This window comes from Bartonella sp. AP258QHHD (genome assembly GCF_042196145.1).
Lineage (GTDB): Bacteria > Pseudomonadota > Alphaproteobacteria > Rhizobiales > Rhizobiaceae > Bartonella.
In genome coordinates, this window is the sequence record NZ_JBHIPR010000008.1 from 1 (window position 1) to 1235 (window position 1235).

Here is a 1235-nt window from a genome sequence, read left to right on the forward strand (position 1 = left end):
CCGTAGCATCATAAGAAACATGCGCATGGTCATAAATATGAGCATCAGCAAGAATGCGGGCACTACCATTCACATGAGCATTACCATAAATATTGCCATAAACATGAGCATTGCTATAGATAAAAGCATGGTCATAAACTTTAGCATATTGAGAGATAAAAGCTTTTCCATAGACTTCAGCATTGCCATAAACTTGACCACAGACTTGAGAAAAATGGCGTATTTTTGCATTGTCATACACTCTTGCATGACCATAGACACAAGCCTCATCATACACCCAGCAATTACCATCATGGGATAGGTTAACTTCCTTTTCAATAAAGCCGCCTAAAGACCCCGCCTGTACATCATCAAAATCTTTTAAAGCTTTAATGCGATAAAGGTTTATAATATTTCGAGTAAGAGCATGTTTGATTTTTTTGATTTCACTGGTTAATTCGTATTTTTTGCACATAGAGATACCCTCACAATTTAATGTGATAAACATTTGATAAAATTTGGAATGGGAAAATTTGAAAGAGGGGCGCCCCCGCCGCGCCCGCGCGTCTTTACGCAGCGTTATTTTCAATAATCTTTACAACGGTATCGTTTTCATAAATTTCACAATCTTCAGGAATTCCATATGCATAATAAAAGTTTTGTTTGACATATGAATAACCATCTCTTTTTAACCTTGCATTGCCATGTACCAAACCTCTAATGGTGTGATAACCAGTCACTTTTGCATTCCCATAAACAGAACCATAGACCTTAACATACCCACCCACGCTAGCATTGCCATAAACCTTGCCATAAATTTTTGAAGAGCTACTTACAACAGCATGATCATAAACCTCAGCTTTGCTATAAATGCGTGCACTTCCTGTTAATTTTGCATTCCCATAAACCCTTGCATATTGATAAACCCACACCTTATCAGAAAGATGCGCATTATCATAAACATGAGCTCCAAAATACACGCGGGTTTTATCATATACATGCGCATTGCCATAAACAAAACCACCAATGGCAGCATTGCCATATACCCTTGCATTTTCATAAACACGACCAGATTTTACAACACAAGCATTATCATAAACCCAGCAATTGCCATCATGAGAAAGGTTATCTTCCTTTTCAATAAAGCCCCCTAAAGTACCTGCTTTAACATCAGCAAAGTCTTTTAATGCTTTAATGCGATAAAGGGTATGATTATTAATTACACGCGTTTCATTTGTGAGTGCAAACTTCTTTTG

Annotated in this window: 1 protein-coding gene and 1 pseudogene; both read right to left on the bottom strand. The window is 37.2% G+C overall.

What is annotated here, in order from left to right:
• A pseudogene (locus tag ACFIMM_RS00880) lies at positions 1-454 on the bottom strand (hypothetical protein); the annotation flags it as partial.
• A 94-nt stretch (positions 455-548) separates the two neighbouring features.
• On the bottom strand, positions 549-1235 hold a 687-nt coding region (locus ACFIMM_RS00885; protein WP_375692573.1), incomplete at its 5' end, for a hypothetical protein.